The sequence below is a fragment of the Microbacterium sp. KSW4-4 genome (assembly GCF_023091185.1).
In the GTDB taxonomy this organism is placed as follows: Bacteria; Actinomycetota; Actinomycetes; order Actinomycetales; family Microbacteriaceae; genus Microbacterium; species Microbacterium paraoxydans.
Map to the genome: position 1 here is coordinate 1,293,314 of NZ_JAHWXJ010000001.1, position 25,606 is coordinate 1,318,919.

25 protein-coding genes are annotated in these 25,606 nt (G+C 69.9%); 5 read left to right on the top strand and 20 right to left on the bottom strand.

The window, feature by feature from the left end; translation table 11 throughout:
* Nucleotides 1–8: 8 nt before the first annotated feature.
* Nucleotides 9–1,454: a helix-turn-helix transcriptional regulator gene (locus tag KZC57_RS06410; protein WP_060921263.1), complete on the bottom strand. Its 1,446-nt coding sequence runs from the start codon at nucleotides 1,452–1,454 to the stop codon at nucleotides 9–11.
* A gap of 242 nt (nucleotides 1,455–1,696) precedes the next feature.
* On the opposite strand from KZC57_RS06410, the gene aceA reads away from it, so the two are divergent.
* From aceA to KZC57_RS06425, 3 genes are all read left to right on the top strand, one after another.
* Nucleotides 1,697–3,022 (top strand): isocitrate lyase, encoded by a 1,326-nt coding sequence (gene aceA, locus KZC57_RS06415; RefSeq protein ID WP_060921262.1) that lies wholly within the window; start codon nucleotides 1,697–1,699, stop codon nucleotides 3,020–3,022.
* A 108-nt stretch (nucleotides 3,023–3,130) separates the two neighbouring features.
* On the top strand, nucleotides 3,131–4,765 hold the full coding sequence (aceB, locus tag KZC57_RS06420) for a malate synthase A (RefSeq protein ID WP_247641298.1): 1,635 nt from the start codon (nucleotides 3,131–3,133) through the stop codon (nucleotides 4,763–4,765).
* Nucleotides 4,766–4,854: 89 nt separating this feature from the next.
* The gene (locus KZC57_RS06425) at nucleotides 4,855–5,286 is read left to right on the top strand and encodes a hypothetical protein (protein WP_247641299.1); all 432 of its coding nucleotides are present in this window, start codon (nucleotides 4,855–4,857) and stop codon (nucleotides 5,284–5,286) included.
* A 16-nt stretch (nucleotides 5,287–5,302) separates the two neighbouring features.
* Here the strand turns inward: KZC57_RS06425 and KZC57_RS06430 are convergent, their stop codons facing one another.
* Entirely contained in the window at nucleotides 5,303–5,821 is a 519-nt protein-coding gene (locus tag KZC57_RS06430) for an Lrp/AsnC family transcriptional regulator (protein WP_247641300.1), read from the bottom strand.
* Nucleotides 5,822–5,928: 107 nt separating this feature from the next.
* On the opposite strand from KZC57_RS06430, the gene ald reads away from it, so the two are divergent.
* Nucleotides 5,929–7,023 (top strand): alanine dehydrogenase, encoded by a 1,095-nt coding sequence (gene ald / locus KZC57_RS06435; protein WP_247641301.1) that lies wholly within the window; start codon nucleotides 5,929–5,931, stop codon nucleotides 7,021–7,023.
* An 81-nt stretch (nucleotides 7,024–7,104) separates the two neighbouring features.
* A complete protein-coding gene (locus KZC57_RS06440; protein ID WP_025102364.1) occupies nucleotides 7,105–8,307 on the top strand; it encodes a pyridoxal phosphate-dependent aminotransferase in 1,203 nt (400 codons plus the stop codon).
* A gap of 86 nt (nucleotides 8,308–8,393) precedes the next feature.
* On the opposite strand, the gene KZC57_RS06445 is transcribed toward KZC57_RS06440, so the two are convergent.
* The 18 genes from KZC57_RS06445 to KZC57_RS06530 form a co-directional block, all read right to left on the bottom strand.
* Nucleotides 8,394–8,795 carry a VOC family protein gene (locus KZC57_RS06445; protein WP_247641302.1) on the bottom strand — a complete coding sequence of 134 codons (402 nt, stop codon included), beginning with the start codon at nucleotides 8,793–8,795 and terminating at the stop codon, nucleotides 8,394–8,396.
* Between the two features lie 93 nt (nucleotides 8,796–8,888).
* Entirely contained in the window at nucleotides 8,889–10,310 is a 1,422-nt protein-coding gene (locus tag KZC57_RS06450; protein ID WP_247641303.1) for a GntP family transporter, read from the bottom strand.
* Between the two features lie 39 nt (nucleotides 10,311–10,349).
* Nucleotides 10,350–11,240 carry an NAD(P)-dependent oxidoreductase gene (locus KZC57_RS06455; RefSeq protein ID WP_060921257.1) on the bottom strand — a complete coding sequence of 297 codons (891 nt, stop codon included), beginning with the start codon at nucleotides 11,238–11,240 and terminating at the stop codon, nucleotides 10,350–10,352.
* Nucleotides 11,237–12,664 carry a four-carbon acid sugar kinase family protein gene (locus KZC57_RS06460; protein ID WP_247641304.1) on the bottom strand — a complete coding sequence of 476 codons (1,428 nt, stop codon included), beginning with the start codon at nucleotides 12,662–12,664 and terminating at the stop codon, nucleotides 11,237–11,239. The genes KZC57_RS06455 and KZC57_RS06460 overlap by 4 nt, the downstream gene beginning before the upstream one ends.
* A 136-nt stretch (nucleotides 12,665–12,800) precedes the next feature.
* Complete coding sequence (locus tag KZC57_RS16515; RefSeq protein ID WP_025102370.1) at nucleotides 12,801–13,511, bottom strand: FadR/GntR family transcriptional regulator; 711 nt, start codon at nucleotides 13,509–13,511, stop codon at nucleotides 12,801–12,803.
* Complete coding sequence (locus KZC57_RS06470; RefSeq protein ID WP_217584838.1) at nucleotides 13,508–14,638, bottom strand: UDP-N-acetylmuramate dehydrogenase; 1,131 nt, start codon at nucleotides 14,636–14,638, stop codon at nucleotides 13,508–13,510. Before KZC57_RS06470 ends, KZC57_RS16515 begins: the two co-directional genes overlap by 4 nt.
* On the bottom strand, nucleotides 14,635–15,039 hold the full coding sequence (locus KZC57_RS06475) for a MaoC/PaaZ C-terminal domain-containing protein (RefSeq protein WP_060921254.1): 405 nt from the start codon (nucleotides 15,037–15,039) through the stop codon (nucleotides 14,635–14,637). The genes KZC57_RS06470 and KZC57_RS06475 overlap by 4 nt, the downstream gene beginning before the upstream one ends.
* Nucleotides 15,036–15,491, bottom strand: coding sequence for a MaoC family dehydratase N-terminal domain-containing protein (locus KZC57_RS06480; protein ID WP_247641305.1), 456 nt, complete (start codon nucleotides 15,489–15,491; stop codon nucleotides 15,036–15,038). The genes KZC57_RS06475 and KZC57_RS06480 overlap by 4 nt, the downstream gene beginning before the upstream one ends.
* A 92-nt stretch (nucleotides 15,492–15,583) precedes the next feature.
* Entirely contained in the window at nucleotides 15,584–16,321 is a 738-nt protein-coding gene (locus tag KZC57_RS06485) for a GntR family transcriptional regulator (protein ID WP_025102374.1), read from the bottom strand.
* Nucleotides 16,322–16,335: 14 nt separating this feature from the next.
* Nucleotides 16,336–17,250, bottom strand: a complete 915-nt coding sequence (locus KZC57_RS06490) for a PfkB family carbohydrate kinase (protein ID WP_247641306.1) — start codon at nucleotides 17,248–17,250, stop codon at nucleotides 16,336–16,338.
* Entirely contained in the window at nucleotides 17,247–18,089 is an 843-nt protein-coding gene (locus KZC57_RS06495; RefSeq protein ID WP_062765183.1) for a carbohydrate ABC transporter permease, read from the bottom strand. The genes KZC57_RS06490 and KZC57_RS06495 overlap by 4 nt, the downstream gene beginning before the upstream one ends.
* Nucleotide 18,090: 1 nt before the next feature.
* A complete protein-coding gene (locus KZC57_RS06500; RefSeq protein WP_025102377.1) occupies nucleotides 18,091–18,972 on the bottom strand; it encodes a carbohydrate ABC transporter permease in 882 nt (293 codons plus the stop codon).
* A 65-nt stretch (nucleotides 18,973–19,037) separates the two neighbouring features.
* Complete coding sequence (locus tag KZC57_RS06505) at nucleotides 19,038–20,321, bottom strand: extracellular solute-binding protein (protein WP_139833308.1); 1,284 nt, start codon at nucleotides 20,319–20,321, stop codon at nucleotides 19,038–19,040.
* 19 nt (nucleotides 20,322–20,340) lie between these two features.
* Entirely contained in the window at nucleotides 20,341–21,345 is a 1,005-nt protein-coding gene (locus KZC57_RS06510; RefSeq protein WP_186326387.1) for an SIS domain-containing protein, read from the bottom strand.
* A gap of 191 nt (nucleotides 21,346–21,536) precedes the next feature.
* Nucleotides 21,537–22,334, bottom strand: a complete 798-nt coding sequence (locus KZC57_RS06515) for a sulfite exporter TauE/SafE family protein (protein WP_025102380.1) — start codon at nucleotides 22,332–22,334, stop codon at nucleotides 21,537–21,539.
* A 46-nt stretch (nucleotides 22,335–22,380) separates the two neighbouring features.
* Complete coding sequence (locus KZC57_RS06520) at nucleotides 22,381–23,928, bottom strand: tripartite tricarboxylate transporter permease (protein WP_025102381.1); 1,548 nt, start codon at nucleotides 23,926–23,928, stop codon at nucleotides 22,381–22,383.
* Nucleotides 23,928–24,488: a tripartite tricarboxylate transporter TctB family protein gene (locus KZC57_RS06525; protein ID WP_247641307.1), complete on the bottom strand. Its 561-nt coding sequence runs from the start codon at nucleotides 24,486–24,488 to the stop codon at nucleotides 23,928–23,930. The genes KZC57_RS06520 and KZC57_RS06525 overlap by 1 nt, the downstream gene beginning before the upstream one ends.
* 1 nt (nucleotide 24,489) lies before the next feature.
* Complete coding sequence (locus KZC57_RS06530; RefSeq protein ID WP_247641308.1) at nucleotides 24,490–25,509, bottom strand: tripartite tricarboxylate transporter substrate binding protein; 1,020 nt, start codon at nucleotides 25,507–25,509, stop codon at nucleotides 24,490–24,492.
* Nucleotides 25,510–25,606: the final 97 nt, after the last annotated feature.

Genomic DNA, 25,606 nt, shown 5'->3' on the forward strand with positions numbered 1-25,606 from the left:
GAGCGGGATCACCGGGGCGCGTGAGACTCCAGGAACTCGTACACGTCGGTGGTGTCCACGCCGGGGAAGGCTCCCGTGGGCAGAGTCGCGAGCAGCGTGCGCGGGGTCTTCACGTTGGGCCAGGAGTTCTCGCGCCACCGCTCCTCCAGCTCGGCGGGGGCCCGACGACAGCACACCTCGACCGAGTGCTTCGAGACGCCGCGGTGCGGGGTGTCCCTGCCGACGAACCACCTCGTGTCGTCGAACCGCACGCCCACGCTGACCGAGTGCAGGCCCTCGCTCGACGCCTCCACACGGGCGGTGCACCAGTAGGTGCCGTTTCCGGTGTCGGTGTACTGGTAGTACGGATTGAAGCGGTCGTCCTCGTCGAAGACCACCCGGGAGGTCCACCGGCGGCAGCACATCTGCCCCTCGATGGCGCCGAGCCGGTCGGTCGGGAAGTTCACGTCGTCGTTCTCGTACGCCTTGGTGATCGTGCCCGACTCGTGCACCTTGAGGAAGTGCACGGGGATGTCGAGGTGCCGGGTGGCGAGGTTCGTGAAGCGGTGCGCCGCCGTCTCGTACGACACCGAGTACGCGTCACGGAGGTCTTCGATGGAGATCGCGCGCCGCTGCTTCGCGTCCTGCAGGGCAGGGACGACGTCGGCCTCCGGCATCAGCAGGGCGCCGGTGAGGTAGTTCGTCTCGACGCGCTGGCGGAGGAACTCGGCGTAGCTGCGCGGCTCGGCGTGCCCCAGGATGCGACTCGACAGCGCCTGCAGGACCGCGGTGCGGGCATCCCCCTTGGCCGGCACGCTGCTCGACAGGTACAGCCGGCCGTTCGCGAGGTCGGCGACGCTGCGGGTGGTCTGCGGCAGGTCGGCGGCGTAGTGGAGGGTGAAGCCGAGGTACGCCGCGATCTCGGATGCGGTGCGCTGGGTCAGCGGCCCCCCGGGATGACCGACGGCTGCGAGGATCTCGGCCGCCTTCGCCTCGAGGTCGGCGAAGTGGTTGTCCTGTCGCCGCATCAAGTGCCGGAGGTCCACATTGGCGCGCCGCGCCTCCTCGGGCGTCGCGGCGCGCTCGTCCTTGAGGCGGTCGATCTCGCCCTGCAGGGCGAGCAGCGCCTTGAGCGCCTCCGTCGGCACGCTCTTGGCGATGCGGAACGGCGCGATGCCCAGCGCCTGGAACGTCTGCCCCTTCATCGCGCGTTCCAGGGCGATCTCGATCGCGCTGCGCTCGTCGAGCGGCTCCCCGGAAAGCAGCGCGTCGATGGTCACCCCGAGCGCGCGGGCGATGGCCTGCAGCTGCGTGAGCTTGGGCTCGCGCTTGCCCGTCTCGATCATCGACATCTGGCTCGGCGCGCGATCGACCGCGGCGGCGAGCTCCTCGAGCGTCAGGCCCCGTGCTGTGCGCAGCTGGCGGATGCGTCGGCCGACGGTGAGGGCGTCGGCGTCTTCCGTGGTGTCGTCCATGTCGGATCCTCTCGGCCCACCGTCCGCGTCGGTGCGGGATCGGGAACGCTCCGCGCGAGACCGCGCCGGGGTCTTTTCTGATCCCGGCAAGCCGGGTGAGCGGGGCGTGAGGGCCGAGTCTGTCACAAAAGCAGAAATTCGCGCAAACTTCTCCTGGATCCGGCGTGGGAGAGCAGGGGAACTTCACACAGAGTGGAGGCACGCCATCGGCACCGACGCCGATTCCCATCCGAGGAGACACCATGACGAACACCGCAGCGACCCCCACCCCGCGCCCCGCCGGCCTGCGCGCCGGCGACCAGGTCCAGACGGCCGCGGAGCTTCAGGAGATCTGGGACACCGACCCGCGGTGGGACGGCGTCGAGCGCACCTACTCCGCGGAGGACGTCATCCGCATCCGCGGCTCGGTCCGCGAGGACGCCACCCTCGCCCACCGCGGCGCGGAGAACCTCTGGAACCTTCTGCACACGGAGGACTACATCCGGGCTCTCGGCGCCTACACCGGAGGCCAGGCCGTGCAGCAGGTGCGCGCCGGGCTGAAGGCCATCTACCTCTCCGGCTGGCAGGTCGCCGCGGACGGCAACCTCGCAGGACAGACCTACCCCGATCAGTCGCTCTACCCCGCGAACTCGGTCCCGGCGGTCGTGCGCCGCATCAACAACGCCCTGCTCCGGCAGGACCAGCTCGAGCACGCCGAGGGCGAGATCACGCAGGACTGGCTCGCGCCGATCGTCGCCGACGCCGAGGCGGGTTTCGGCGGTCCGCTCAACGCCTACGAGCTCGCGCAGTCCCTCATCCAGTCCGGTGCCGCCGGCATCCACTGGGAGGACCAGCTCGCGAGCGAGAAGAAGTGCGGCCACCTCGGCGGCAAGGTGCTCGTGCCCACGCAGCAGCACATCCGCACGCTGAACGCGGCACGACTCGCGGCGGACGTCGCCGGCGTTCCGACCGTCATCATCGCCCGCACGGATGCCCTCGCCGCCGATCTACTCACGAGCGACGTCGACGAGCGCGACCGGGAGTTCACCACCGGCGAGCGCACGTCCGAGGGCTTCTACCGGATCCGCCCGGGCATCGAGTCGGTCATCAGCCGCGGCCTCGCGTTCGCCCCCTACGCCGACCTGCTCTGGGTCGAGACCGGGGAGCCGGACATCGCGCTGGCACGGGAGTTCGCCACCGCGATCCACGCACAGTTCCCCGGTAAGCTCCTGGCCTACAACTGCTCGCCGAGCTTCAACTGGAAGCGCCACCTGTCGGACGCCGAGATCGCGACGTTCCAGCAGGAGCTGGCAGACCTGGGCTACAAGTTCCAGTTCATCACCCTGGCCGGGTTCCACGCCCTGAACCACTCCATGTTCGATCTCGCCCGCGGTTACGCCGAGCGCGCCATGAGCGCCTACGTCGAGCTGCAGGAAGCCGAGTTCGCCGCCGAGGCCGACGGCTACACCGCCACCAAGCACCAGCGCGAGGCGGGCACCGGCTACTTCGACGTCATCTCCACCGCGCTCAACCCCGACAGCGCGACCCTCGCCCTGGCCGGCTCCACCGAGACCGCCCAGTTCCACTGATTCTCCCCCGAGACCCCCGGTTCTCGTCGAGACCCCGCCCCGCACACGCCGGGAGCGCGGGGTCTCGACGACACCCCGGGGGCTCGGCATAAGGCAAAGGACACCATCATGACCACCGCACCGATTCAGACGACCCGGCAGGGGCCCGCGATCGAGATCGCCGGGCCGATGCGCGATCGCTACGACGAGATCCTCACCCCGGAGGCGATCGCCTTCCTCACCGAGCTCCACCACCGATTCGCCTCCCGCCGCCATGACCGGCTGGCCGACCGGATGCGCCGCCGCTTCGAGATCGGCAACGGGCACGACCCGCAGTTCCGCGAGGACACCGCGCACATCCGTCAGGACACCACCTGGCGCGTCGCCGGCGCCGGCCCCGGGCTCGAGGACCGCCGCGTCGAGATCACCGGCCCCACCGACCCGAAGATGACGATCAACGCCCTGAACTCCGGGGCTCGCGTCTGGCTCGCCGACCAGGAGGACGCCACGAGCCCGACCTGGAAGAACGTCATCGAAGGGCAGCTGTCCCTCCGCGACGCGATCCGGGGCGAGCTCTCCTTCACCTCCCCCGAGGGCAAGGAGTACCGCGTCACCGCCGAGCGCACCCCCACGATCGTGATGCGCCCGCGCGGGTGGCATCTGCCGGAGAAGCACCTCGCCTTCATCGACCGCTCCGGCCGCCGCACCTCGGCGTCCGGCTCCCTGGTCGACTTCGGCCTCTATTTCCTGCACAACGCGCAGGCGCTGATCGAGGGCGGACGCGGACCGTACTTCTACATCGCGAAGCTGGAGTCGAGCGACGAGGCCAAGCTGTGGGACGACGTGTTCTCCTTCAGCGAGGAGTACATCGGCATCCCGCACGGCACCATCCGCGCGACCGTGCTGATCGAGACGCTGCCTGCCGCGTTCGAGATGGACGAGATCCTGTACGAGCTGCGCGACCACTGCGCGGGCCTCAACGCCGGGCGCTGGGACTACATCTTCTCCATCATCAAGAACTACCGCGGCCGCGGCGCTCGCTTCGTGCTCCCCGACCGCGGCGAGGTCACGATGACGGTGCCGTTCATGCGGGCCTACACCGAGTTGCTGGTGCAGACATGCCACAAGCGCGGCGCCTTCGCGATCGGCGGCATGAGCGCGTTCATCCCCAATCGCCGCGACCCCGAGGTGACGGCACGCGCGGTGGAGAAGGTGTCGGCTGACAAGAAGCGCGAGGCCGGCGACGGCTTCGACGGCACCTGGGTCGCCCACCCGGACCTGATCCCGACGGCGCAGGCCGAGTTCGACGCCGTGCTCGGAGACCGCCCGAACCAGATCGACCGCCAGCGCGACGACGTGCACGTGGAGGCACGCGACCTGCTCGACCTGCACATCGGTCGCCCGATCACGGCGCAGGGCGTGCGGGACAACGTCTCGGTCGCCATCCGCTACCTGGAGGCCTGGCTGCGCGGGCTCGGCGCCGTCGCGATCGACAACCTTATGGAGGATGCCGCGACCGCGGAGATCAGCCGCTCCCAGGTGTGGCAGTGGATCCACCAGGACCGCACCACGCAGGACGGCACCCCCATCACGGTCGAGTACGTCGAAGGGCTGATCGGCGAGGTGCTGGACGAGGTCGAGCGACGCGAGGGCGACCGCTTCGACGACGCCGCCGAGATCTTCCGCGAGGTCGCCCTCCGCGAGGAGTTCCCGACCTTCCTCACCCTGGGCGCCTACAGCCGGTTCCTGGTCGACGAGGACTGACGACGCCGGGATGCCGCGGGCCGCGAGGTCCGCGGCATCCTCACGTCCCACCCGGCCCGCACGCTCCCTGCCGGGCGTAGCCTGGAGCCATGAGCGCCGTATGGAGCAGCATCGCCGAGGAGTTCCTGCACCTCTATCCGCGGGGGCGACGGCTGGTCGCGGTCGCCGGGGCCGACGCCGAGCGTTCGCGCGTGGCCGCGGATGGCCTGGCCGCCGCGCTCACCGCTGCCGGCCAGACCGTCGAGCGCGCACACACCGCGGACGGGGAGGAAGCCGCCCTCCGCGCCGACGTCGTGGCGCCGTTCCGCGCCACCGACAGCGACGCCGTGCTCCTCGTGTCCGGACCGGGCGCGATCGTGTCGCCGAGCGCACGCGGGATGTGGAACTACGTCCTCTGGCAGCTCGCCGGAGACGAGCCCCCGCACACCGCGGCGAACGCCCTGGTCGACGTGACCGATCCGGCCCATCCCACCCGGCGTTTCGCCGACTACTGCGCCGTCCCCTCCTCGTTCGAGACCTGAGTCGCCGCGCGGCGACTCAGTGGAACGACGCGGCGACCGAGTTGCGGTGGTAGTCGAACACGATGCTCGTGCGGGTCGATGCCACGCTGCTCTGAGCGGACAGGTGCTCGAGCACGAACTCGCGCATCTCCGACGAGTCGGCGACCGCGATGTGCAGGAGGAAGTCGTCGTCTCCGCCGAGGAAGAACACCTGGATCACCTGCGGCAGCGCGCGCACGCGATCCGCGAACTCCACGATGCTCTCCCGTCGGGCGGCCGGGCGCAGGCTGACGCCGATGATCGCCTGGAGTCCGGCGCCGAGCTCGCGTTCGTCGACGCTCGCATGGAACCCGGTGATGACCCCGCGCTCGATCAGCCCGCGCAGGCGTGCGTGCGCCGTTGACGGGGCGACTCCCAGCCGTCCGGCCAGCTCGGCGTTCGTCATCCTCCCGTCGGCGGTGAGGAGCTGCACGATCCGCGCGTCGGTGGGGTCGAGAGCAGGCGCCCGAACGCTGTTCGGCTCGGGCGACGCGGAGGCGGTGGTCATACGAAGCATTATTCAGGATTCGGACTCGCACCGAAGAGTCTTCATCGAATCTGTCGATGTCTCGACGTTTCTGCGATCCTTGTCTGCACCCTGCGCCCCCGAGACCTGGAGGATCGATGAAGATCGGCGTCCCGACCGAAGTCAAGAACAACGAGAACCGCGTCGCCCTCACCCCGGCCGGGGCCGATCGGCTCGTGCGGGAAGGCCACCGGGTGCTCGTGCAGTCGGGAGCCGGCGTCGGGTCGAGCATCGATGACGACGCGTACCGCGCGGCCGGTGCGGAGATCGTCGCGACCGCCGCCGACGCGTGGGGCGAGGCCGACCTTCTCATCAAAGTCAAGGAGCCCGTGGCCGAGGAGTACGGCTTCCTCCGCCCCGACCTCACGCTCTTCACCTACCTCCACCTCGCGGCCGACCGCCCGCTGACCGAGGCGCTCGTGGCGGCCGGCACGACCGCCGTCGCCTACGAGACCGTGCAGCTGCCGGATCGCACGCTGCCCCTGCTCGTGCCGATGAGCGAGATCGCCGGTCGCCTCTCCGTCGTCATGGGGTCCCACTCGCTGCTGCGTTCGCAGGGCGGCCGCGGCATGCTGCTGGGCGGCATCGCCGCCACCCCGCGGGCCAAGACCGTGGTGATCGGCGGCGGCGTCGCGGGCGAGCACGCCGCCGCGAACGCGCTCGGACTCGGGTCGAAGGTCACCGTCGTCGACGTGGCGCTCCCCCGCCTGCGCGAGCTCGAGCACCGCTACGGCGGCGCCCTGGAGACGCGCGCGTCGAGCCGGTACGACATCGCCGAGGAGCTGACGACGGCGGACCTCGTGATCGGCTCGGTCCTCATCCCCGGCGCCGCGGCCCCCAAGCTGGTGACCGACGACATGGTCGCGGCGATGAAGCCGGGGTCCGTGCTCGTCGACATCGCGATCGACCAGGGCGGCTGCTTCGAGGGCTCCCGTCCGACCACGCACGACGACCCGACCTTCGCGGTGCACGACTCGATCTACTACTGCGTCGCGAACATGCCGGGAGCCGTGCCGACGACCGCGACCCGGGCGCTCACGAACGCCACCCTCCCCTACGTCTCGGCGATCGCGGCCAAGGGCTGGGAGCGGGCGGCCTCCGACGACGCTGCCCTCGCGAAGGGCCTCAACGTGCAGGGGGGACGCATCACGCTGGACGCCGTCGCCCAGGCGCACGGCCTCTCCACCGACTGACCTGTCGAACCCGAAAGAACCTCGGATCTTGGCGGCATCCCACACCTCCCCCGCCGTATCGACCCGAGTACGCTCGTAACCGTGACCGAACGCGCTCCTCTCTCCCGCAAGCTGTCCGCCATCGCCGAGTCCGCGACCCTCAAGGTCGATGCCAAGGCCAAGGCCCTCAAGGCCGAGGGCAAGCCCGTCATCTCGTATGCCGCGGGCGAGCCCGACTTCGCCACGCCGCAGTTCATCGTCGATGCGGCGGCCGAGGCGCTGGCCGACCCCGCGAGCTACCGGTACACCCCCGCTCCCGGACTGCCGGCGCTGCGCGAGGCGGTCGCCGCCAAGACGCTCCGCGACTCCGGCCTCGAGGTCTCCCCCGGTCAGGTCATCGTCACCAACGGCGGGAAGCAGTCGGTGTACCAGGCGTTCCAGGCGGTCGTGAACCCCGGCGACGAGGTGCTGCTGCCGGCTCCGTACTGGACGACCTACCCGGAGGCGATCCGTCTCGCCGACGGCACCCCGGTCGAGGTCTTCGCCGGCGCCGACCAGGAGTACAAGGTGACCGTCGAGCAGCTCGAGGCGGCGCGCACCGATCGTACGACGGTCCTCGTGTTCGTGTCGCCGTCGAACCCCACCGGCTCCGTGTACACCGCCGAGGAGACGAAGGCCATCGGCGAGTGGGCGGTGGAGCACGGCATCTGGATCATCAGCGACGAGATCTACCAGAACCTCACCTACGAGGGCGTGAAGGCGACCTCGATCGTGGAGGCCGTGCCGGAGGCTGCGAACCAGACGATCCTCGTCAACGGGGTCGCCAAGACCTACGCGATGACCGGCTGGCGTGTGGGCTGGATGGTGGGTCCGGCCGACGCCATCAAGATCGCCGGGAACCTGCAGTCGCACCTCACGAGCAACGTGAACAACGTCGCGCAGAAGGCGGCGATCGCGGCGCTCAACGGTCCGCAGGACGAGGCCGAGAAGATGCGCGAGGCCTTCGACCGCCGCCGCCAGCTCATCGTGTCGGAACTGTCCAAGATCGACGGACTCGTGGTCCCGAACCCGCTCGGCGCGTTCTACGTCTACCCCGACGTTCAGGGCCTGCTCGGTCGCACCTGGGGCGGCGTGACCCCGACCACCTCGCTGGAGCTCGCCGACCTCATCCTCGACCAGGCCGAGGTCGCCGTCGTCCCCGGTGAAGCGTTCGGTCCGTCGGGCTACATCCGCATGTCGTACGCGCTCGGCGACGACCAGCTCCTCGAGGGCGTGCAGCGCCTGCAGCGTCTGTTCTCCTCCTGACCCGAGACCCCGCTTTAGCGCCGAGACCCCCTCGTACCTGCGCAGGTACGAGGGGGTCTCGGCGTGAATCCGGGGTCTCGGGTCAGTCAGTCCTCGGGGTGGAAGCCGATCAGCCAGCGGACGCCGTACCGATCGACGAGGGTGCCGTCGACGTCTCCCCACGGGCGCTGCTGCAGCGGGTCGATCACGCGGCCGCCGGAGGCGAGGCGGTCGTACCAGCGGGTGAGCGTCCCCGGGGCGGCGGTGCCGAGGAGCGAGAGGAACATCCCGCTCATCTGGACCGCGTCGTCATCGGCTCCCGCGTCGGCCCCGGCGAGCTCGACCAGCCCGCTGAGCTGTCCGTGCGCGACCGCATCGCCCGGGCCGTCGTGACGACCGGCGCTCGCGTAGTCCATCAGCTGGAGCTCGCCGCCGAAGACGTCGCGGTAGTGGCCGAGCGCTTCTGCGGCATTGCCGGGGAACAGCAGGTACGGGATCAGTCCGCTCATCCCGCGAGCGTAGTCCGCCGTGGCCCCGGTCACCACCCGCCGGAGACGCCGAACGGCCGCCACCCGGAGGCGACGGCCGTTCGTGCGGACGGGTCAGGAGACGGGGATCACCGCGTAGAGGATCCAGGTCAACGCGAAGCCGGTCACGCCGAGCACCGTCGTGAGCGGCGTCCAGGTGCGCAGACCGTCCTTCACCGAGAGGCCGAGGTACCGCGTGACCACCCAGAAGCCCGAGTCGTTCACGTGGCTGAGGCCGAGGCCGCCGTAGCCGATCGCGACCGCGAGCAGCGCGGTGTGCACGGTGTCGAGCCCCATCGCGGAGACCGACGGCAGCAGGAGCCCCGCGGTGGTGGCGATCGCGACGGTCGCGGATCCCTGGGCGGCACGCATGATGAGGGAGATGAGGAAGGCCGCGAGCAGCAGGGGCATGCCGCTGGAGGCGAGCACCTCGGCGACCGCTCCACCGATCCCGGTCTCCGTGAGGATACGCCCGAAGGCACCACCGGCACCCGTCACGAGGATGATGACGGCGGCGGCCGGCAGCGCCGACTCCATGACCTCGCCGAGGTGGGCGGCCGACCAGCCGCGACGCACGCCGAGCAGGTACATCGCGGCGGCGATCGCGACCATGAGGGCGAAGATCGGCTGGCCGACCATGCTGAGGAATCCGTTCCAGAACGTCCCGGCCTCGAACAGCGGCGCCACGGCGGTGCCGAGCATGATGAGCACGAGCGGCAGGAGGATGAGGCCGAGGACGGTGCCGGCGCCCGGCGCCTTCTCGCCCTCGCCGAGTCCGCCGGTGAGCGTCGACTTCTCCGTGCCGAAGTTGTCGTACATCTCCTTCGTGGCCGCGAGCATCGCGAACTCGCGGGTGTTGATCCACTTCGCCACCAGGTAGGACAGCACGCCGAGCGGCACGGAGATCGCGAGGGAGAAGATCGTCACCCAGCCGATGTCGGCCCCGAGGATCGCGGAACCGCCGACGATGCCCGGGTGCGGGGGCACCGCGACGTGCACCGCGAGCATGATGCCCGCGACCGGCAGGCCGAACTTGATCGGGTTGAGACCGGCCACCTTCGAGAAGGCGAACACGATGGGGATGAGGATGATGAAGCCGGCATCGAAGAACACCGGGATCGCCAGGATGCCGGCGGCGATGACGAGCGCGATGCCGACGCGCTTCGGGCCCAGCCAGCTGGTGAAGCGTCCGGCGAGCGACTCGGCGCCGCCGGACAGCTCGATGATCTTGCCGAGCATCGAGCCGAGGGCGACGAGCACGGCCACCGAGCCGAGGGTGCCGCCGACACCGGCGATGATCGCCTGGATGACGCCGAGCTGCTCGGGGGTGTCGCCGTCGGCGGGGATCGTGGTCAGCGGTAGACCTGCCGCGATGCCGACGATGATCGACACGAGGATGAGGGCGTAGAACGCCTGCATCTTGAACCGGATGATGAGCAGGAGCAGCAGGCCGAGGCCCGCCAGGCCGATCAGGATGAGGATCGGAAGAGGAAGCATCTCTGGATCTCTTCTTTCAGTGAGGGCGCGACGTCGCGCTCAGGACAGTCGTTCGGGTGCGACGACGCGGATGACGGCGGAGTCGTCCAGGGCCCCGAGGCCCTGCGCTTCGCCGAGGAGGAACAGCTGCTCGGCCGCGGCAGCGACCGGCGTGGACAGGTGCGCACGGCGGGCGGCGTCGCCGACGATGCCGAGGTCCTTGACGAAGATGTCGAGGCGGCTGAGCACCTCGGCGCCGTCCTCGTCGTAGGCCTGCAGGGCGCGCGGACCGCGGTTGCCGAGCATGAAGGAGTTCGCGGCACCGGCCGTCAGCGCGTCCAGTGTGCGGGCGCGATCCAGTCCGAGGGCGTCGGCGAGCGCGAGCGCCTCCGCGGCCGCGGCGATGTGCACGCCGCAGAGGAGCTGATTGACGGTCTTCAGCGCCTGGCCGTCCCCGGGCTTGTCGCCGACGATGGACAGCGTCGAGGCGAGCTGGTCGAGCACGGGCCGCGCGGTCTCCAGAGCGGTCGGGGTGGCGCCGACGACGATGAGGAGGTCGCCCTCCCCGGCACGGACCGGCCCTCCGGACAGCGGAGCGTCGACGAGCTGCGCACCGTGCGCGGCGAGCTGGGCGGCGATGGCATCGATGCCGTCCGTGCCCACCGTGCTGGTGAGGATCACGACCGCGCCGTCCGCGAGGTGCGGGGCGAGCCCGTCCTCGCCGAAGAGCAGCGCCTCGAGCTGCGCGCCGGTCCGGACGGCGACCAGCACCGCGTCGGCACCGTCCACGGCGTCGGCTGCGGACGCCGCCGGCGTGACACCCGCCTCTGCGGCGAGGGCGACGCGTTCGGCAGCGATGTCGAAGCCACGCACCGCGAAGCGCTCGGCGAGGCGGGTGGCCATCGGCAGCCCCATGGCGCCGAGTCCGATGACAGCGACGGTGGATGTCATGAGTGTCCTTCCGGGTTGTTTCCATCGTCGCCTGCGAGCGTGGCGACGACCGTGACGAGGGAGTCCGCGTCGCCGACGTTGCCGGCGAACACGACGTACGGGATACCGACGGCAGGGCCGGTCTCCGGCTGCCACAGCGACACGAGGCCGGGCAGCATGGGACCGAGCACGGTGGCCCGGCGGATCTCGAGGGCCTCGCTCGCGACATCGCTGGAGGTGATCCCGCCCTTCGCGATGACGAAGCGGGGCGGAGCGATGGCGAGGACCCGACGCACGAGCTCGACCACGCCGCCGGAGATGCGGCGGGCGATCGCCAGGCTCTCGTCGCCGTCGGCACCCGTGACGAGTTCGCGGGTGGTGTGCACGATCACGGTCCCCGTAGCGAGCGCTTCGGCGACGGCGTGCGCCTGCGTCTCGAGGTGGATCTCGCGCTCGGAGCCGATGAGGGCACGCACCTCGAGTTCGATCGTGCGGGTGTTCGGCCGGGCCGCTGTGAGAGCTTCGAGCTGAGCGGTGGTGAGCGGCACGTGGCTGCCGACGACCACGAGGCCACCGCGATCATGCGCGAAGGGGATGTCCTCCGCGCGCACCGGCTCGGCGATCTCCTGTCCGATGTGCGCGCGCACGTAGGGCGGGCCGACTCGGAGGAGCACGTCGCGGTCCCGCAAGCGGTGCAGCGCGAGCGCGACGACGCGCATGTCCGATTCCTCGACCACGTCGACCACCACGACCGTGCCGTCGGTCAGTCCCTCGAGGAAGCCGGCCACGGCGTCCACCCCGGCGCGGATGGTGCGGATGTCGAGACCCGCGACCGCGGACGCCGGGATGCGTCCGCCGGTCTTCTCGGCGACCCACTCGCGCAGGTCGGAAGAGCCGTAGCCGAAGGTCGCGTCCGCCGCGAAAGGCGTCTCGCCGACCGGGGTGGCCTCGCCGTCGGTCACCCAGTAGTGCACGGAGTCGACCGTGATGCGCCCGGCGTCGGGGAACGCGGGGACGAGCAGGGTCAGTGCGGGGGTGCGACCGGAGCGGGAGCCGATCTCCGCGGAGAGGACGTCGGTCTCGAGCGGGAAGTGGCCGCGCAGCGTCGAGTCGCCCCGGGACACGAACGTCACGCGCCGCCCCTGGGCCTCGGCGGCGGCGAGGGCCACGTCGACGATCTCGCGGTTGCGGGCGGCCGCGGCCTCCTCGTCGAGGGACCGGGTGTTCGTGAGCACATAGACGGCGGCGGCGCCGGTCGCGAGCGCCTCGTCCAGGTCTGCGCGCTCCCATCGGGTGAGGACCGGGAGGTTCGCGACCGACTGCGTGCCGGTCGGGTCGTCGTCGAGGACGAGGAGCACGGCGGCGGGGTCGACCTCGGTGCGGACGTCGGCCGCGGTGACGGCGACGGGTGCAGGCAGGGGGGCCAGCAGGTCGTCGATGTGCACACGAACTCCTTCGTTCCGGAAGATGGCCCGTGGTGGGGGCCACGGGCCAGGGGAATCTGCATCGCTATCCGATATCAGATAACGACGAGCGTACCTCACGATCACCGTCCTTCCAAACCGACGGAGAGCGTGCTGCTCAGCGCCCGTGGACGTAGCGCAGCAGGTCGTCGCGGGTCTGGCGCATGTGGCTGCGCATGGCCTGGCGGGCAGCCGCGCCGGACCCGGTCCGCATCGCCTCCAGCACCGCCGCGTGCTCCGCCAGCGCGTGCTCCCGGATGTCCGGGATGGCACTCGTCTCGCTGCGGGTGGCCTGCAGCATCGTCGTCAGCGGACGCATCGAGGCCACGAGGATGCGGTTCTCCGCCGCGCGGATGATCACGTCGTGGAAGGCGAGGTCGGCGGCCACGAAGGCGTCCACGTCGGCCCGCTCGTGCGCCGCCTGCATCTCCTCGAGGAGCGCGGCCATCTCGGCGAGGTGCTCCTCGGTGCGGCGCCCCGCCGCGAACTCCGCCGCCCCGGTCTCGAACATCATGCGCATCTCGAGCATCTCCAGCGACGAGCGCTCTCGGGCGCCTGCGCTCTGGGCGTGCCGGACGACCGCGTCGAGGCCCGTCCACTCGTCGGTCGGCGCGATGCGGTGTCGGGTGCCGGGCACCGCGACGATCACGCCCTGCGCCTGCAGGAGGCGGACGCCCTCGCGCATCGTGAGGCGGGAGACCCCGAACTGCTCCGCGAGCTCCCCCTCGGGCGGCAGCGGCTGTCCGGCTTCGAGCCGACCCGTGATGATGGCGTCGAGCAGTCCGTCCACGACGGCCTGCGTCCGCGACACCCGCTCGAGCTTCGTCACAGGTCGACGCCCACCAGAACGGGTTCCGGCTGCAGCACCAGACCGAACTCGGCGTGCACGCGGTGCTGGATGAAACGGGCGAGCTCGGCGACCTCGGCCGCCGTGGCGCCGCCCCGGTTGGTCAGGGCCAGGGCGTGCTTGGTCGAGACGGACGCCCGCGAGCGGGGCAGCTTGAACCCCTTGCGGATGCCGGCCTGCTCGATCAGCCAGGCGGCGCTCACCTTCACGTCCGGGGCCTCGGTCTTCGTCGGCGGCACGTGTCCGTCGTAGGAGGCGAGGGGGATGACGGTCACGGCGTCGAGGTCGGGGGCGACCGGCCAGCGCGGGCACTCCGGCGGAAGGGACCGGGCCTGGGCGGCCGTGACGATCGCGTTCTGGAAGAAGGAGCCGACCCCGTGCGTGTCCGGGTCGTCGGCATCGAGCAGCATGCCCTTCGATGCGCGCGTGGCGAGGATGCGCTCCCGGACCCATACCAGCGGCACCGGGGTGTCGTCGGTCAGGCCGAGAGCGCGTCGCAGCTGCTCACCGCGGACCACGCGTTCGCGGGCGACGAGGAGATCGACCGTGAGGGACAGGATCACGGCCCGGCGCTGCGGCTCGCTCCCGTGATGGTGCTTGAGCACCGAGGTGCGGAATCCGAGCCCGAGCTCGGTCGCCGGAACAGTGGAGATCTCGCCGGAACCCTCATCGATCAGCTCGACCTCGACCAGGGTCTCCTGGATCTCCTGCCCGTAGGCGCCGATGTTCTGCACGGGCGCAGCGCCGACCGTGCCGGGGATGCCGCTCATGGCCTCGAGTCCGGCATAGCCCCGCTCGACCGCGTACGACACCAGATCGTCCCAGCCGTGTCCGGCCTGCGCGCGCAGGCGGATGCGGCCGGCATGCGGCGACGGGAGCTCTTCGATCCCGCTCGTGCGGATGCGGATGACGGTGCCCTCGAACGGCTCGTCGCCGACGAAGAGATTCGAACCCCCGCCGAGTACCAGCCAGGGGTCGCCCTCCGCCCAGGTCTCCCGGAGGACCGCGACGAGCTCCGCCGTCGTCGTCGCCTCGCGCATGCGCGCGGGGGCGGCGCCGGTGCGGAGCGTCGTGAGCTCGGCCAGCCGGATCGGCTCGACGTCGCTCATCGGACGGCGACGCGCAGCTGCGCCTTGACGAGCACGGTGGTGTCGCCGGTCGTGACCTTGAGGTCGATGCGCGCGGACTCATCGTCCACCGCGCCGACCGTCGCGACGACGTGCACGTCGGCGCCGGTCTCGGGGTCGACCACCACGGGCTTCGTGAAGCGCACACCGTAGTCGAGGATCCGGGTCTGCGGGTCGAGCGCGGCCACGACCACAGAGGAGGCGATGCCCATGGTCAGCATGCCGTGCGCGAGCACGCCGGGCAGACCCACGGCGGCGGCGACGTCGTCGCGATAGTGGATCGGGTTGAAGTCTCCAGAAGCCCCGGCGTAGCGGACGAGCGACTCCCTCGTCAGGTGCACGGTGCGCTCGGCGAGCACGTCTCCCACGGTGAACGCGCTCATGCGGTCTCCCCCTCGGCGCCGACGAGGAGCACGCTGGTGGCGGTGACGACGTGCGCGCCCCCGTCGTCGGTGATCTCGGCCTCGCTCGTGATCATGGCGTTGCCGCCCATCATGCGGATGCCGGTGACGCGCAGCTGCGCCGTCAGCTCGGCTCCCGCGACGATCGGCCTGGTGTAGCGGAACCGCTGCTCGGCGTGGATGGTGCGCGCCAAGACGATGCCGGAATCCGGCTCGGCCAGCAGCTGCTGCAGCGTGAGGTCCTGCAGGACCATCGCGAAGGTCGGCGGCGCGACGACATCGGCGAAGCCGGCCGCACGGGCAGCCTCGACGTCGGTGTGCTGCGGGGCGTCGGCGAATACGGCGCGCGCGAACTCGCGCACCTTCTCCCGCCCGACGAGGTAGGGGGCGGTCGGCGGGAACTCCCGGCCGACAAGTTCTTGGTTCACTGCCACCCGTCGATCCTACCGAGGCACGCCGACAGTCCGGTCCGGGCGGGGCCGGCGGAAACCCGGACGATATGCGGCATCGCGAGACCCGGCCGGCCTCACCCCTGGGAGCGAACCACCATGTTCAGCGTCATCCGACTCGGAACGACCTTCACCCGTGACGTGTGAACGACCTCACCAGCCCGGTCGAGTGCGCGCTTCCGGACGACGATGAGCGGATCGTGCTCCGGACGGGCCAGCCACTCCGCGGTCTGCGCGGTCGTGAAGCCGACGTCGATCTCGCGGTACATCTCCGAGAACTCAACGCCGTACACGTCGCGGAGCACCTGATACGTGGAGGTGTCGTGGTCGATGTGCCGATCGAAATCCGGGAAGCGCGTCAGAGAATACCGGCTGTCGTCGATGGAGAGCGGGATGCCGTCGAGAGCGAAGACCCGCACCAACCGGAACACCGGGTCGCCGACGGGGACGCCGAGGCGGCGCGCGCGCTTCTCGTCGGCGGGGGTCGTCTCGGCGCGCATGATCCGTCGGGACTTGACCCCGTCTGCCACCACGGTGTCCGCGAAGCCACCGAGGGTCATGGCGCCGATCACCTCGCGTCGCGGAGCGACGAAGGTCCCACGGCCCTGCTGTCGACGCACGATGCCGAGGCCCTCGAGGTCGGCCACCGCCCGCCGCACGGTGATCCGGCTGACACCGAAGCGCTCGCACAGCTCGGGTTCGGACGGAAGCCGCTCGCCTTCGGCATAGGTCCCGGCGTCGATCTCCCGCATCAGCAGGCTTCGCACCTGTTCGTGCAGCGGGGTCGAACCGACGGCTGACGACAGCTGAGTCACGTCGGAGTCCTCCTCTACGGCGCCGGGTATCGTCGCAGCATCTGCGCGCGTGCGTCGTCCCCCGCATGCACAGGGTATCCGAACGCCCCGCGCAACGTGCAGGCGAGCGCTCCGCTGACGGCGGCGATATCGAGACATCCGGCGAGATCGGCCCCGCCCGCCCGCGCCGCGAGGAACCCGGTGAGGAAGGCGTCCCCGGCACCGAGCGCATCGACGGCGTCGACCTCGCGGATACCGGTGCGCCGCACGGAAGTGGCCTCGAAGCCCACAGAGCCGCGGGCACCCCGCGTCACCACGGCCGACCCCATACCGCAGGCCACGGCGAAGCGGCCGAGGGCGTCGATCTCGGAATCACTGCGGTGGCCGCCGGAGAAGAACCCCACGTCGACGTGCGGAGCTGTCGCCCGGATCATATCCGGCGACGCGTCGTCGGAATAGTCGTACGACACGCGGCTCCCCCGTTCCGCGATGGCCGGAAGCTCCGGCTCCAACGACGAGTAGACCGAGGTGTGCACGCGGTCGAAGCCGGAGAGGTACTCGTGATCGGCCTCGCTCAGACGCAGCCGCAGCTCGGCCTGGACTCCCCCGCGGTTCGAGGCGACGAAGCGCCGGTCGCCGTCCTCGTCCAACGCGACGAAAGCCATGCCGTTCGCGCCACGCACGCGTCTGATGCGGGCGCCGTCCACTCCGACCTCGTCGAGGACGCCCCGCACGTGGTCCGCGAAACGGTCGTCTCCCATGATCCCGACGAATCCGGCTGTGCCGCCGAAGAAGAGCCGGCTGTACGCGGCGACGTTCAGGGCGTTGCCCCCGGGGTAGGCCAGGTCCTCATGCAGATAGCAGTCGAGCACGTTGTCCCCGACGCCGACCAGCGAGGGCGGTGGGACCGCGGCGAGCGCATCCCGGAGCTGATCCGTATCCATCGTCATCCCTTCACACTCCCCGCCGCGACGCCGGCGACGAAGTACCGCTGCAGCGCGAGGAACACCACCACGATGGGCAGGGCCGCGATGGTCAATCCTGCCAGGAGCACACCCCACTCCGTGGAGAGGGAGTCGCGGAACGACATGAGTCCCGCGGGGATGGTGCGGAGCGCATCAGCGTCGATGTAGACGATCGCGAAGAGGAACTCATTCCAGGCGAAGTAACCGGTGAGGACGGCGGCGGTCGTCAGCACGGACGCGCTCAGCGGCAGGTAGACGTGCCGGAAGACGCCGAACGAGCGGCAGCCATCGATGGTCGCGGCGTCCTCGAGCTCGCGGGGGATGCCGAGGAAGACCGAACGGATGAGCAGGATCGCCATCGGCAGACGGAACGCCACATAAGGGAGGATCATCGCCCAGTAGGTGTTCAGCAGTCCCATCGTGTCGAGAAGGCGGTAGAGCGGGATGAGGCTCACCTGCGGTGCCACCACCAGCCCGCCCATCGCCACGATCAGCACGACGTTCGCCACGCGGCTCGACAGCCTCACCATGCCGTAGGCGCACAGTGCCGCGAGTGCGACGGTCGCGGCGGTGGAGATGACCGTCACGATGACGGAGTTGAGGAAGTAGTCGGAGATCCCGCGATCCCAGGCGGCGGCATAGTTCTGGACGAGCCAGACCGACGGCAGCCCCCACGGATCGGCGAAGATCTCGGATGAGGACTTGAACGAAGAGATCACCATCCAGAGCAGGGGGTAGGCGATCACGACAGCGTAGACGGCCAGGATCACCTGGACCGGGGCACGGCGGATACGCTCCGCCGGACGAAGCCGGGTACTGCTCATGTCATTGCCTCCCGCTTCGGAACGAGACCATCTGCACGACGGACAGCACGAGCGTGATCACGAAGATCAGGCTCGCGATGGCCGAGGCGTAGCCCATCTCGTTCTGGAAGAAACCCTGGTTGTACATGTAGGTCGCGAGGACCTGGGTGGTGTTTCCCGGACCGCCCTTGGTCAGGATGTAAGGCTCGTTGAACACCGTGAAAGCGCCGGAGACGGTGAGGATCATCGCGACGAAGATCATCTCCTTGGCCTGCGGGACGGTGATGCTGAAGAACTGGCGAATCCGTCCGGCGCCGTCCAGCGACGCGGCTTCGTAGTATTCCTCCGGGATCTGCTGCAGTGCGACGACGTAGAGCATGCAGACGTAGCCGATGCTCTGCCACTGGGAGACGCCGATGACCGCTCCCATCGCCGTGTCGACATCGGCGAGCCACGCCGTCTGCAGGCTGCCGAGTCCGATCGCCTCCAGCAGAGCGTTGAGGAGTCCGCCGCGGGCGTTGTACACGAACGTGAACAGCAGCGCGATCACGGTCATCGAGATCACGGCGGGCAAGAAGTACACGCTGCGCAGGAATGCGCCCATGCGCGGACCGAGCAGCCGGGTCAGCCAGGCGGCGATCACGAGGGCACCACCCACCTGGCACACGATCGAGACGATCGCGTACAGGATGTTGTTGCCCAGGGCCGTCGCGATGATCGGATCGCTGAGGAGCCGCGCGAAGTTGTCGAGGCCGACGAAGCGCATCTCACCGCTGCCGGCGCTGAAGGAGAAGAAGCCGAAGGCCGCATTGGCGACCAGCGGGTAGTACACGAACACCCCGATCAGGATGATCGCGGGAAGCACGTAGAGCAGGTTCGACCAGGCTCGAGAGCGTGTTCTCATCACGGTGTCTCTTCCGAAAGGTGGGAGGGGCCGCCGGCCGAGGATGCCGGCGGCCCCGGTGCGGATCAGGAGGCGTCGCGCACGCGCTTCGCGGCTTCCTGCACGGCGGCCATGACCCCCTCGGGGGTCTGCTGGCCGCTGAGCATCAGCTGAGTCTCGGACAGGTACGCCTGCACGATCTGCGGATCGTAGGCGTTGTCGAGCCAGGTCGTCATCGCCGAGGCGTCGACGATCCCCTGGGCGAGCTCCCGTGAGATCTCGGGCACGTCCGCCTCCTCGACCGCACCCTTGACCGGGCTCAGCTCGCCCGCGCGCTCCGCATAGGCGATGCCGCTCTGCTTGCTGAGCAGGAACTCGAGGAACCGCTGCGCCTCCTCGGGGTGCTTCGTGGTCTTCGAGATCGCGAAGCCCTCCGGAGCTCCGGTCAGCTCCGCCGGATCGCCCTTGCCGCCCTCGACCGCAGGGAAGTTGAACGTGCCGTACTCGAACTGCGCGTCGCCGAAGTACCCCACCTCGGCGCTCTGCATGTACATGATCGGCGCCTCCCCCGCGATCCAGGCGTTACGCGCGATCTCATGCCCGACGGCCGTGAGGTCGTCGTTCATGTACTCGGCGAGTTCCTGGAAGCGCTCCAGCGCCCGGACATACCCCTCGTCCGTGAACGCGCCGGTCGCCGGATCCTGATCCGCTGCGAACACCTCCGGATCGACGACACGCTGATTCAGCGTGCCGACGTAGTGCGCGATCGTCCACTGCTCCTGCGCGCCGTACTCGATCGGGGTCATGCCGGCGTCCTGGATCGTCTCCAGGACGTCGATGAACTCGTCCCACGTCGCCGGCGGCTCGAGACCCAGCTCCTCGAACACGTCTTTGTTGTAGAAGAACAGCTTCGACTGCATTCCCACTGGCAGACCGTAGGAGGTGCCGTCCACCTCGAAGGCTTCCAGCTGGCTCGGGTAGAAGCTGTCCCGGAAGTCCGTGTCCTCCTCGAGCCACGGCCCGAGATCGAGCAGGGCGTCGTTGGAGACGAGCTCGTCCACGAACGAGCCACTCCAGGTGAACAGGACGTCCGGAGCGTTGGCGGAGCCCGCGACGACCTTCACCTTGTCCTTGTAGGCGTCGTTGAGCACGCTCTCGACGGAGACCTTGATGTCGGGGTTCTCCTTCTCGAACTCCGCCACCATGTCGGTGTAGTACGAGTTCTTCGGCTCGTTGGGCCAGCGGTGGAAGAAGCTGATCTCCACCTGGCCGTCCGAGGCCTCGCTCTCGCCGCCGGCGCACGAGGCCAGGGGCAGGACGAGGGCGGCGGCGGCCGCAGCCGCCACGCCGATCCGGGCTGATGTTCGCATCGTTGCGATCCTTTCGTTCCTAGTACTCCATGCGCCACATGTAGCGGCGCACGCTGAGGGGGTGTCCTCGGTGGTCGGCGAGTGCATCCGCGTACGCGCGGAGCACGACGTTGAAGAGGAGGTGGGCGACGATGCCGCGCACCTCCGGAGCGACGACATCGAGGCCGAACTCCTGGGCGTCGATGACGAGCACCCGATCCGAGTGCTTCGTGACGAAGTCCACCGCGCGCTGCTCGACGGACCGAGTCTCATCGAGTCCGAGCAGCGCGATGAACGGCACATCCTCCTCGGTGATCTCGAAGGGGCCGTGGAAGTACTCGCCGGCGTGGATGGCGGCGGAGTGCACCCACTGCATCTCCTGCAGCAGGCAGATGGCGAACGAGTACGCGGAGCCGTAGTTGGAGCCTGCCGCCATCGTGTAGATGAGGGACTCGCGACGGTGGCGGTATCCCCAGGCATCGGCGGCTGCGGAGTGCGCTTCGCGCGCTGCCGGCACGAGGGTCGGCAACTGGGCGACGGCCTCGTCGACCGCACCGGCGATGCCGGCCTGTTCACGGTCGTCCAGGATCCCGGCCGCCAGGCGCAGCAGCAGCGCGGGGCCGACGTGGGCCTCGCTCTTCCCCTCGCCGTGCTGATACGCCACCACGTGCTCCGATGCCTCGGCGAGCGGCGACGTCGGGTCGAACGTGAAGGCGACCGTGAGCGCACCGCGCTCGCGTGCGTGCTTCGCCGCGGCGACCGTCTCCGGCGTGGTGCCGGAGTGCGAACAGAGCACGACGAGGGTGTCGGCGTCGACGCGCGACGAGGCGCGGCTGGTGAACTCGGCAGCATTGAGTGCGGTCGCCTCGAGCGACACCGCCTTGGTGCCGAACAGGTACTCGATGGGCTGCATGACGGCAAAGGAGCCGCCGCAGGCGGTGAGCACGACGCGCGAGATGGTGTCTCGGGTCGCGATCGCCTGGCGGGCCGCAGCGAGCTGGTTCTCGATAGCGGCGGAGTCGACGAACAGAGCGGTGGCAGACAAGATGGTCCCTTCTGATGACCTTCGATCAAACATCATGACTCGTTATATGACGTCATGTGATGACCGACGATAGCGAGCGCAGCACGGCCTGTAAAGAGGCGCGGCGAAAATCGTTCGCGGGAGTCAGGGAAAGGGACGGGTCCGGCGCGCTTCAGCGGTCGGCTCGCGCCGCAGGAACGGCGGCCGCGGCGTCAGCCGCGCCGACGCCCGCGGACGGCCTTGAGGGCCATCTGCACCGCGATCACGACGAGATACGCGGCGAAGAGGAGGTTGCCGACGGTCGGGTCGACGATGGTCGCCAGCCAGGCGCCGAGGGCCGTCGTGGTGCACGCCGAGACGCCGATGAGCAGCGCGGCGAGGAGATCGACGTTGCGGTTGCGGAGATTGCCGACCGTGCCGGAGAGCGCGGTCGGGATCATCATGAGCAGCGAGGTGCCCTTCGCGACGAGGTCGCTCGTGCCGAACGCGAGCATGAGCACCGGGACGACGATCACACCGCCGCCCACGCCGATGAGCCCGGCCAGGATGCCGGTTCCGATTCCCACGACCACCAGGGCGATCCCGGTGAGCCAGGTGAGCTCGAAGACGGCGTCGCGCGAGGGGATGACGAGGAAGAGGCTCACGATAACGACGACGAGGAAGCCGACGAACCCCCAGCGGAGGGCGGTCTGCGAGATCCGCGGGAGCAGGCGGGTGCCGATCTGCGCTCCGACCACGGCTCCGGCGGCGAGGATCAGCGCCGGGATCCAGGCGACGGAGCCCGACGCAGCGTAGGAGATGACCCCGACGGTCGCCGTCGGGACGATCGCCGCCAGCGAGGTCCCGGCCGCGAGCCGCTGGTCGAACGCGAGCAGCAGCACCAGCAGGGGGACGATGACCGTGCCGCCGCCGACGCCGAAGAGACCGGAGAGGAGGCCGGCGAGGAGGCCGATGCCGATGAACGTGGCGTAGGCGCGAGGCCCGCGCTTCAGGACCGTCGCATCGCTCACCGGACCAGCCTACTCCCGGCCTCTCCCCTCCTCGAATCGAGCGGGCTCAAACCTCCGAGTCCGCTTTGACGGGCACCGCGATGGACTCCGTGAGCGCCTGCTCGTACCGGCGCTGTCGGCGCCGCAGCCACAGCCCGCCGACGATGAGCAGCGCGAGGATGACGTAGGCGACTGCGGAGAACGGCTGCGCGATGAGCGTCGTCAGGTCGCCCTGGCTGAGCTGCAGCGCGCGCCGCAGCTGCTCCTCGCCCATCGGCCCGAGGATCATGCCCACCACCAGCGGCGCCACCGGGAACCCGTACCGCCGCAGGAAGTAGCCGAGGACGCCGATGATCAGCAGGATCAGGATGTCGACGACCGCGAAGTTCAGCGCGTACGCGCCGAAGGCGGCGAACAGGAGGATGCCCGCGTACAGGTACGGCCGCGGGATCTGCAGGAGCTTCACCCACATGCCCACGAGCGGCAGGTTCAGCACGAGCAGGATCACGTTGCCGATGTAGAGGCTCGCCACCAGTGCCCAGACGAGGTCAGCCTGTCCGGTGAACAGCTGCGGCCCGGGCTGCAGACCGTACGTCTGGAACGCGGTGAGGATGATCGCGGCCGTCGCCGTCGTCGGAAGTCCCAGCGTCAGCAGCGGCACGAGCACGCCCGCGGCCGCCGCGTTGTTCGCCGACTCCGGGCCCGCGACGCCTTCGATGGCCCCGCGGCCGAACTCGTCCTTGCGGCGCGAGAGCTTGCGCTCGGTGGCGTAGGACAGGAAGGTCGCCACGTCGGCACCGCCGGCCGGGATCGTGCCGATCGGGAAGCCGATGGCGGTGCCGCGGAGCCACGGCTTCCATGAGCGGCGCCAGTCGTCCTTCGTCATCCAGCTGCGCCACCCGCGCGACACGGGGATCACGTCGATCGCGCCGTGCCGCAGCCGGGCCGCGACGTACAGCGTCTCGCCGACCGCGAAGAGCCCCACGGCCACGAGCACCACGTCGATGCCGTCCGCCAGGGGCAGCAGGCCGAGCGTGTACCGCTGCTGGCCCGAGAGCCAGTCGGTGCCGACCAGGCCGAGGAACAAGCCGACGCCGAGCGACAGCAGGCCGCGCGGCACGGAGGACCCCATCAGCGCACCGACGGTGACGAAGGCTACGACGATGAGAGCCACGTAGTCGGCGGGCCCGAGGTTCACGGCGAACTGCGCGAGCACCGGTGCGAGCAGCGTCAGGCCTACGGTGGCGAGGGTCCCCGCGACGAACGACCCGAGCGCCGCGGTGGCCAGCGCCGCCGCGCCCCGCCCGAGCTTGGCCATCTTGTTGCCCTCGATCGCCGTCACGATCGACGACGACTCCCCCGGGGTGTTCAGCAGGATGCTCGTGGTCGACCCGCCGTACATGCCGCCGTAGTAGATCCCCGCGAACGTGATGAGCGCTGCGGCCGGTTCCAACGTGTAGGTGAGGGGAAGGAGCAGGGCGACGGTCATCGCCGGCCCGATCCCGGGGAGCACTCCAACGGCGGTGCCGATCAGCACGCCGAAGAAGGCGAACACGAGGTACTGGGGCTGCAGCGCGGTCGCGAACCCCTCGAGGAGCAAACTCCAGCTGTCCATCAGAACATCCTTCCCAGCCAACCGAGCGCCGGTCCCCAGGGGAGCGACAGCCCGAGCAGACCGCCGAACACGACCTGGACGACCAGCGCGAGGATGCTGCCGATGAGGAGCGCCATCCACCAGCGGCGGGCGCCGAGCGCCCACGCGACGCCGCCGAACAGCAGAGCCGCCGCCGGGGCCCAGCCGAGCGGCTCGATGAGGAGCAGATGAGCGACCACGAGCGCCGCGATCTTCACGAGCGTGAGCCAGTCGGTCGGCAGGCTCTGATCGACGTCCTCCCCCTCCTCGGGCACACCGCGGTGGCCGCGGAGGATGCTCACCACGACGGCGAGAGACGAGCCCAGAAGCAGCACCGAGACGAACAGCGGGAAGACCGTCGGCCCGACCTGGCCACCCGCGGGCACATGGATGGTGAACACACCGGCGAACGCGAACACGCCGAGAGCCACCATGAGCAGGGCGAAGACGAGCTCCCCCCGCGGCAGGGACGCGACGAGACGTGCGGACCGACGGGCGTCGGTCCGCACCTCCTCGCCGGGTCCGGAAGACCCGGTCGTCATCTCAGCCGACCAGCCCGATGTTCTGCAGCGTCGTGGTGACCTCGGCGATGTTGCCGTCGAGGAATTCGTCGAACTCCGCGCCGGTGAGGAACGCGTCCGCCCACCCTCGCGTCTCCAGCTCGTCCTTCCACGCGTCGGACGCCTCCAGCTCGGTGACGAGGCGCTCGAGTTCCGAGCGCTCGGCGTCGCTGATCCCACCCGGAGCGATCACGCCGCGCCAGTTGGTGAGCACGACGTCGTACCCGGACTCGGTGATCGTGTCGACGTCCGGCAGCTGCGTGACCGGCTCCTCCGACGAGACGGCGAGGGCCTTCATGGAGCCGGCCTCGATATGCTGCAGGAACTCGCCCACGCCGGAGATGCCGGCCGAGACCTTGCCTCCGAGGATCAGCGAGGTGGCCTCGCCGCCGCCCGAGTTGGGCGTGTAGTTCAGCTTCTCGGCGATCTCGGCGCCGTCGAGTCCCGCCTCCTCGAGCAGCAGCCCGGCGAGGATGTGATCGGCTCCCCCGGCGGAGCCGCCCGTGATCGTGACCTCCTGGCCCTTGTCCACGACATCCTCGACGAGGTCCTCCAGCGTGTCGTACTCCGAGTCCGCGGGGACGACCACGACGAGGGGCTCGTCCGTGAGTCGGGCGATCGGGGTCATGTCCTCGATGCGGACGGCGGAGGCGTTGGTCTCCACCGCGCCCACCATCACGAGGCCCATGACCATGAGGGTCGCCGGATCCTTCTCGTTGGCGAGCTGCGCGAGACCCACCGTGCCTCCCGCGCCGCCGACGTTGGTGACGGGCGCCGAACCGACGATGTCCTCCTGCGTGAGCAGCTGCGAGAGGGCGCGGCCGGTCTGGTCCCAGCCGCCGCCCGGGTCGGCGGGGACGACGATGTTGACGTCGGTGATGGCGGCCGCGTCGTCGCCGCCGTCGGAGCCGGCCGTTCCGCCGTCGGCGGTCGAGCACGAGGTGAGGACGAGGGCGGTCGCGGCGACTGCCGCGGCGAGGGTCCCGATGCGGGCGTGATTCATGGCGCTCCTCCTTGAGCGTTCGAGTGCAATCCGTCCACTGTCGAGGCGCCGATGCGCCCGCTCAAGCTTCGGAAACCATTGGTCGCGTTCCGTAACT

Coding starts and splice junctions, on each gene's coding strand:
- KZC57_RS06495 (WP_062765183.1), bottom strand. CDS start 18,089: ATGAGCAGTACCCGGCTTCGTCCGGCGGAGCGTATCCGCCGTGCCCCG.
- KZC57_RS06430 (WP_247641300.1), bottom strand. CDS start 5,821: ATGCTTCGTATGACCACCGCCTCCGCGTCGCCCGAGCCGAACAGCGTT.
- KZC57_RS06505 (WP_139833308.1), bottom strand. CDS start 20,321: ATGCGAACATCAGCCCGGATCGGCGTGGCGGCTGCGGCCGCCGCCGCC.
- KZC57_RS06445 (WP_247641302.1), bottom strand. CDS start 8,795: ATGAGCGGACTGATCCCGTACCTGCTGTTCCCCGGCAATGCCGCAGAA.
- KZC57_RS06490 (WP_247641306.1), bottom strand. CDS start 17,250: ATGACGATGGATACGGATCAGCTCCGGGATGCGCTCGCCGCGGTCCCA.
- aceA (WP_060921262.1), top strand. CDS start 1,697: ATGACGAACACCGCAGCGACCCCCACCCCGCGCCCCGCCGGCCTGCGC.
- KZC57_RS06455 (WP_060921257.1), bottom strand. CDS start 11,240: ATGACATCCACCGTCGCTGTCATCGGACTCGGCGCCATGGGGCTGCCG.
- KZC57_RS06425 (WP_247641299.1), top strand. CDS start 4,855: ATGAGCGCCGTATGGAGCAGCATCGCCGAGGAGTTCCTGCACCTCTAT.
- KZC57_RS06520 (WP_025102381.1), bottom strand. CDS start 23,928: ATGGACAGCTGGAGTTTGCTCCTCGAGGGGTTCGCGACCGCGCTGCAG.
- KZC57_RS06530 (WP_247641308.1), bottom strand. CDS start 25,509: ATGAATCACGCCCGCATCGGGACCCTCGCCGCGGCAGTCGCCGCGACC.
- KZC57_RS06470 (WP_217584838.1), bottom strand. CDS start 14,638: ATGAGCGACGTCGAGCCGATCCGGCTGGCCGAGCTCACGACGCTCCGC.
- ald (WP_247641301.1), top strand. CDS start 5,929: ATGAAGATCGGCGTCCCGACCGAAGTCAAGAACAACGAGAACCGCGTC.
- aceB (WP_247641298.1), top strand. CDS start 3,131: ATGACCACCGCACCGATTCAGACGACCCGGCAGGGGCCCGCGATCGAG.
- KZC57_RS06410 (WP_060921263.1), bottom strand. CDS start 1,454: ATGGACGACACCACGGAAGACGCCGACGCCCTCACCGTCGGCCGACGC.
- KZC57_RS06450 (WP_247641303.1), bottom strand. CDS start 10,310: ATGCTTCCTCTTCCGATCCTCATCCTGATCGGCCTGGCGGGCCTCGGC.
- KZC57_RS06500 (WP_025102377.1), bottom strand. CDS start 18,972: ATGAGAACACGCTCTCGAGCCTGGTCGAACCTGCTCTACGTGCTTCCC.
- KZC57_RS06475 (WP_060921254.1), bottom strand. CDS start 15,039: ATGAGCGCGTTCACCGTGGGAGACGTGCTCGCCGAGCGCACCGTGCAC.
- KZC57_RS06525 (WP_247641307.1), bottom strand. CDS start 24,488: ATGACGACCGGGTCTTCCGGACCCGGCGAGGAGGTGCGGACCGACGCC.